This window comes from Pedobacter psychrodurus (assembly GCF_004331735.1).
In the GTDB taxonomy this organism is placed as follows: Bacteria; Bacteroidota; Bacteroidia; order Sphingobacteriales; family Sphingobacteriaceae; genus Pedobacter; species Pedobacter psychrodurus.
Map to the genome: position 1 here is coordinate 22,676 of NZ_SJSO01000038.1, position 6,238 is coordinate 28,913.

General features: G+C 38.9%; 6 protein-coding genes. 5 read left to right on the plus strand and 1 reads right to left on the minus strand.

Annotated features, from left to right (window positions below; translation table 11 throughout):
* Window positions 1–45 precede the first annotated feature (45 nt).
* From EZ456_RS24485 to EZ456_RS24505, 5 genes are all read left to right on the plus strand, one after another.
* Window positions 46–1,671, plus strand: a complete 1,626-nt coding sequence (locus EZ456_RS24485) for a LamG-like jellyroll fold domain-containing protein (RefSeq protein WP_131534781.1) — start codon at window positions 46–48, stop codon at window positions 1,669–1,671.
* Between the two features lie 379 nt (window positions 1,672–2,050).
* Window positions 2,051–3,952 (plus strand): HU domain-containing protein, encoded by a 1,902-nt coding sequence (locus EZ456_RS24490; protein ID WP_131534783.1) that lies wholly within the window; start codon window positions 2,051–2,053, stop codon window positions 3,950–3,952.
* On the plus strand, window positions 3,952–4,656 hold the full coding sequence (locus tag EZ456_RS24495) for a MotA/TolQ/ExbB proton channel family protein (RefSeq protein ID WP_029279915.1): 705 nt from the start codon (window positions 3,952–3,954) through the stop codon (window positions 4,654–4,656). The genes EZ456_RS24490 and EZ456_RS24495 overlap by 1 nt, the downstream gene beginning before the upstream one ends.
* Entirely contained in the window at window positions 4,656–5,057 is a 402-nt protein-coding gene (locus EZ456_RS24500) for an ExbD/TolR family protein (RefSeq protein WP_131032034.1), read from the plus strand. Before EZ456_RS24495 ends, EZ456_RS24500 begins: the two co-directional genes overlap by 1 nt.
* Complete coding sequence (locus EZ456_RS24505; RefSeq protein ID WP_131534785.1) at window positions 5,057–5,893, plus strand: energy transducer TonB; 837 nt, start codon at window positions 5,057–5,059, stop codon at window positions 5,891–5,893. The genes EZ456_RS24500 and EZ456_RS24505 overlap by 1 nt, the downstream gene beginning before the upstream one ends.
* Window positions 5,894–6,083: 190 nt before the next feature.
* Here the strand turns inward: EZ456_RS24505 and EZ456_RS24510 are convergent.
* Window positions 6,084–6,238 (minus strand): transposase (locus EZ456_RS24510; RefSeq protein WP_131534696.1); only part of this gene is annotated, 155 nt, incomplete at its 5' end.

Consider the following 6,238-nt stretch of genomic DNA (forward strand, 5'->3'; position numbering starts at 1 on the left):
TACCGTTTTAATAAAAACCAATATCTAACCAAAATTTTTAAACCTATGAGAAAACTAACCGTTTTCGGCGTATTGCTGTTAACAGCTTTCGCCCTGTTGTATGCTTGTAAAAAAGCCAATTCTGAAAAAGAAGACAACCAATTAAACACCAAAGGCACCGCCAGAGCCGCTACTAATGCCTCTGCCCTAGCCTTAACCGCTCCATTCATGACCGCCTATGTAGAGGTAAACAGTAACAATTTTGTAAATCCAGGCTGTTATACCTACGGAACTTCAGCAAGTCAGTTATTTGGTGTTTCTGTTATTTTCGCGGCTAATATCAATTCGGTAAATGGTACACCTACCCTGTACTTCAATCCGCAGGTACAAGAAACTTTAAATTCTGGCAAGGTAGCTTATCTTAAATCATTAGGCATAAAAGTAGTGCTAGATGTACTGGGTAACCACCAGAATGCAGGCTGGGGCTGTTTTACCACTTATGCCCAGGCCGATGCCTTTGCCATTCAATGTGCCAATGCGGTACAACAGTATGGTTTAGATGGGATTGATATAGACGATGAGTATTCTGCCTGTACCGCAAACGATGGTTCGTTGGTTCTGGCAGCAGCAGCACTTAGAGCGCGCATGGGAGCCGACAAACTCATTACCATGGCTGCATTTAATCAGGCCAATTATTTTACTTCTACTTATAACAACCAAAAACTGGGCGATATTTTAGATTACGTATTTGAGCAAACATACTTCTCTACAAATTATGCTGGTCGTTTACAGCCATACATTAATGCTGGCGTACCAAAAAGTAAGTTGGGTTTGGGTACCGATTTAGGCAATAGCGATCAGGCAGCGGTGGCCACTTATGTAAAAAATAATGGTTTGGCCAGTGCGATGGTTTATAATGTGGCCAACAATTCACAAACTAAATTATCAGCCATGTCTAACGTACTGTACAGTTCTGCAACTGCTGTAAAAGCAAATTGTATCGATGGCAATGGAGGTACACCACCACCAGCTGGAAACCGTTCATTGGTTTTCGACGGTACAAATGAATACCTAAATTCGAATACTTTTAATCTTGCAGGTACCAGCTTAACTTACGAAGCCTGGGTTAAACCAACCGCTTTTAAAGCTGTGGCACCAAATATCTCGACCATCATGGGTATCGAAGTGAGTGATGCCAATGTAGCTTTGCTCCGTTTAGGTGATGCATCTTTAGCCAACAATAAAGTACAGTTTGTGTTGAATACTGGTGGTGCAACACCGAAAAAACTAAACTCTGCTACAGCACTAAGCACCAATACCTGGTATCATATTGCCGCCACATACGATGGCTCGACCATGAAAATCTACATCAACGGCACTTTAGATGCCAGCATGAACGCAACAGGTACTATTGCTGCTAACGGTACATTCCAAATTTCGAGAAGCTGGGATGCCAACAGAGGTTTCAATGGTCAGTTTGATGAAATGAGGGTTTGGAAATCGGCACTGGCACAGTCGACAATTTCTGCCAATAAATGCAGTGTAAGTGCAACCAGTACCAACTTAGAGGCCTATTGGAAATTTAACGAAGGCACCGGTACTACCATTGCTGATGCAACCGGACATGGCCACACCGCTAGCTTGCTTAACATGGAAAGTACCGATTGGTCTACTACCGTTCCTTGTCCGTAAAATAATTTTCTTCAGGATTCCAGATCTAACATCTGGAATCCTTTTAATAATCTCCTCTCCACTACCCACCAACTATAACACCGTTTTAAGCATACACTTTTTAATGTAGAACCGTTTCTACAGCTAAAGCTTTACGTGCGAATTCGATATTATATCGTTTTACCCATTTGCTTACTAACATACCATTTCTATCTTTGTAACCGTTATCTTTACACGGATACAGCTATAGGTTTAAAAAACTGTGATTTTTTTCATGATTAAAATAACAAAACTGTACTCGTTTTTGTCCCCTTTTTGGAATAGGATGTGTAAATACACCCATAGACACTATTTGAAGGTAGAATATAATTTTTAATTTTAAACGCTTAATTTTACCCGAATGGATATCTTATCATACCTGTTAGAACTCTTGCAGCAACGCAAAGAAGTTGGTATTACCGGCTTGGGCACCTTTTATAAAAAGAAATACCCAGGAAGATACGATAAGGAAAAACAAACGTTTTTGCCTCCGGGATATACACTGCAGTTTTCTACCGACTTAACTGAAGAAGAAGCTTTAGCCAATTTTATTTCGGCTAAAACGAACATTGCCAATGAAGATGCTCGTAATTACATTGTCCAATTTGTTGAAGAAGTAAATCAAAAATTAGAATTAAACCATGAGGCCGAACTGCAAAATACTGGCCGCTTATTTTTCACCGAACAAGGATTAGGTTTCGAACCGGTTAAAAACATGAACTATGGTTCTGAGTTTTACGGACTTCCATCATTGGCAGAAACCGTAATTGAGGAAACAAAAACTGATTCACCTCAACAGGAAGAAGAAGTTTATGATGAAATTGCTGAAGCACCAGTTGCAACTTCTCCATTTGAGAATAAATCATACCAGGCTCCAGTAATCGAAAATGTAGAACTGGATGAAGTTAAAGATGATCTTAAAAACACTTTAAAACATACAGAAAATGCTGCAGAAGAAATTACTGAGGCACCTGAGTTTATTAAAGAACAGCACGAAGAACATCCAAACCGTTTTGGTCATACACCAGAATCGGAGTTAGAAAATATCGCAGCCGAACATCAAGCAATTGAAACGCCTGAATCTGCTGAAACACAAGAAGAAAAAATAGAAGAAGTAGCAAATACTGCTGAAGAAGTAGAAGTACACGAATCAGAAGTTGAAAATATCGCTACTGAACAACCTGCTATTGAAACACCTGAATCTGCTGAAACACAAGAAGAAGAAGTAGAAAATACTGTTAAAGAAGTAGAAGTACCCGAATCAGAAGTTGAAAATATCGCTACTGAACAACCTGCTATTGAAACACAAGAAGAAGAAATAGATGAAGTAGCAAATACTGATGAAGAGGTAAAAGTATCAGAATCGGAAGTTGAAAATATTGCCCCTGAACAACCTACTATTGAAACGCCTGAATCTGACGATGCACAAGATGAAACAAATGCTGCAGAAACCTCGGCACCTGAAGAAACCAATACAATAGAAGTTCCAGAAACAGTTATCCCACAAAACGAACCTTTAACCCGTTTCTCACTTAGGTCAGAAACTGAAGAACCGAAAACATACATCAATTTAGAAGACGAAGCTAAAAAAGAAGAACCTGTAATTGAGGCTCCGGCGTTTATAAAAGAACAACATGCTGAGCATCCTAACCGTTTTGGCCATGCCCCAATTGAACATGGAGAAGAAACGCGGCAGGGTATGTCTACATGGTTAATGATTACCATAGCAGTTTTAGCTTTAGTAATTATCGCTGCGATAACCTATCTGGTTAAACCAGAATTGTTTACAGGCCAAACAACAGCACCTGCTGAAGTAGGTAAAATGGTTATAGATTCGCCAAAGATTACTGTTGATACCGCAAAAGCTAAACAAGATTCGATAGCTAAAACAGATAGTATTTTAAAAGCTAACCAGGTTCAGAAAAAAACAGATACACTAAAAAAAATGGAGGCAAAACCGGTGGTTAAACCTACTGTAGAAGTACCAAAAGAAAATAAAATTGTACCAAACACCAGCCCTTCTACGTTTTACGTTATTGCAGCATCTTTTCAATCAGAGAAAAAAGCACTTGTATTTATTAAGCAAATGGAAAAAATCGGTTTAAATGCCGAAATCGCAAAAGTACCCGGCCGCTTAAAAAAGGTAAGTATAGCGAGTTTTACAACTGAAAAAGAAGCGAAAGAACAGAAAGATATTTTACAGAAAAAACTAAAAGGAAAAGGATATTTCGTACAACAAAAATCTAACAACACACAACCATAATGATAACTTTATTAATTCAGGACACCACACAAGCATTACAAGACACAGCCAATGCGGTTAACCAAGCAGTAACACAACCACAGCCAGAACTACATTTTATTGATCTGCTTTTTAAAGGCGGCTGGGTAATGGTTCCATTAGCTTTTTTAGCATTATTAGCCTTAGTTATTTTCTTTGAACGTTATTTAACCATTAAAAAAGCAACCAAAGACGAATCGAACCTAATGGGTCAGATCAGGTCTTATATCCAATCTGGAAATTTAGAGGGTGCAATGTCGCTTTTAAGAAATAATAACTCTCCGCTTTCGCGCATGTTGCAAAAAGGTTTAAAACGCATTGGTCGCCCGATTAAAGATATTGAGGGTGCGATTGAAAATGTTGGCAAATTAGAGGTTTCCAAATTAGAGAAGAACATCAGTATATTGGGTATTGTTGCAGGTATTGCACCAATGCTTGGTTTCGTAGGTACAATTGTGGGGGTAATTACTATTTTCCACCAGGTATCAATAAAAGGGGCGATCGAAATCGGAACTATCTCTGGTGGTTTATATACTAAAATGATTACTTCGGCAACCGGATTAATTATCGGTATTATCGCTTACGTACTGTATCACATTTTAAACATTATGGTTGAAAAAATCATTCTTAAAATGGAAACCGATGCAATTGATTTTATTGATTTACTAGAAGAACCAGGCAAATAATGAATTTACGCAAAAGAACAAAAGGATCGGTAGAAGTACATACTTCAGCGTTGAACGATATTATGTTCTTCCTGATGCTGTTTTTCTTATTGGCCTCTGCCGTGGTAAATCCAACAGTGGTTAAGTTATTATTGCCGCAATCATCAAGCGGGCAGCAATCTACCGCCAAGAAAGCAGTTACAGTTACGATAGACGAAAACCTTAAATATTTCGTTGAAAAAAAACCGGTGAGCATTGAAGAATTACAACCAACATTAGAGGCATATCAAAAACTGGCACCAGATATGACTATACTTTTATATGTATCGCGCAACGTGACTTATCAGGATGGATTTGTGGTAAACGATATCGCCAATAAATTAAAATTAAAACTTGTTGTAGCCGTTGAGCCTAAAAAATAATGAACTACAAAGCACAAATACCTAACGAGGAAAATAATTACCCTAAGGCCATTGCCATAGCTAGCGGAATTATGGGCTTTTTATTGTTGATCAGCTTTTTTATTGTGATTGGTTCTTTCCAGCCACCTGAAGAAGTGGGTATGGGTGGCATGGTTGTAAATTATGGAACTTCTGCAGAAGGAATGGGTGATGATTATACGAGTATTGAAGAGCCATCGGCAGATCCAAATGCCAACGGTAAAGCTCCTGATAAGGTAACTCCAGAAGAAAAAGTTACCCCAACTACCTCTACCGAAAGTAGTGATAAGGAAATCCAGACACAAAATACAGAAGATGCCATTGCGGTAAATACTAAACCTACAAAACCGACTACAGCTGCACCAACTCCGGTTACGGAAAACAAACCGGCCAAGCCAGTAATTAACCAGAATGCACTTTACAAAGGCAAAAAGAATACTGGCCAGGGTCAGGGAGATGGAACCGGAAAAACACCAGGAAACCAGGGTGATAAAGATGGCGACCCGTTAGCTTCTAACTATGGAGAAGGTGGCTCTGGAAATGGCAATGTTCAATTATCATTAGCCAGCAGAAAATTTATCGATATTCCAAGGATTCAGGATGATGGACAGAGTGCAGGTAAAATTGCCGTTCAAATCCGTGTAGATAAAAACGGCAAGGTGGTTCAGGCCCGTGCAGGTGCAAAAGGTACTACCCTATCAGATTTAGCACTGTGGAGAAAATGTGAGCAGGCTGTATTGGGTGCAAGCTTAAACAAATTAGAATCAGCGCCCGATGTGCAAACCGGGATTGTGATGTTTAACTTCAAGGTAAAATAAAAACATATCCTTGGTCTGTGTCCTCACAGACCATTTTTATTATTTATTGTGGGGGCTGACTAAAAAGGTATATTGCTAATTTGGTCAGCCTTCCTTTTTCTATAGCTATAGAAGCTATAGAATATCTTGCCGAACTTATTTTGTTGAATACCTTTTGATTGACTACACAAGAAATAGGGTTTAAAAAGGCTTACACAGCCGTTTTCTCTTGTTTGATCTGAAGTTTTCTAAGGTTATGCGCCATCGCAACCAGACTAAACTCTGTTTCCACTTTTTTTAATCCACGAAGATGGAATCTTCTAAACCCCATGTTATGTTTGATGTCGCCAAAGCAGCTTTCTATTT

Excerpts from the sequence above, each read along its gene's own strand:
- EZ456_RS24490 (WP_131534783.1), top strand. The coding sequence starts at position 2,051 with ATGGATATCTTATCATACCTGTTAGAACTCTTGCAGCAACGCAAAGAA.
- EZ456_RS24505 (WP_131534785.1), top strand. The coding sequence starts at position 5,057 with ATGAACTACAAAGCACAAATACCTAACGAGGAAAATAATTACCCTAAG.
- EZ456_RS24485 (WP_131534781.1), top strand. The coding sequence starts at position 46 with ATGAGAAAACTAACCGTTTTCGGCGTATTGCTGTTAACAGCTTTCGCC.
- EZ456_RS24500 (WP_131032034.1), top strand. The coding sequence starts at position 4,656 with ATGAATTTACGCAAAAGAACAAAAGGATCGGTAGAAGTACATACTTCA.
- EZ456_RS24495 (WP_029279915.1), top strand. The coding sequence starts at position 3,952 with ATGATAACTTTATTAATTCAGGACACCACACAAGCATTACAAGACACA.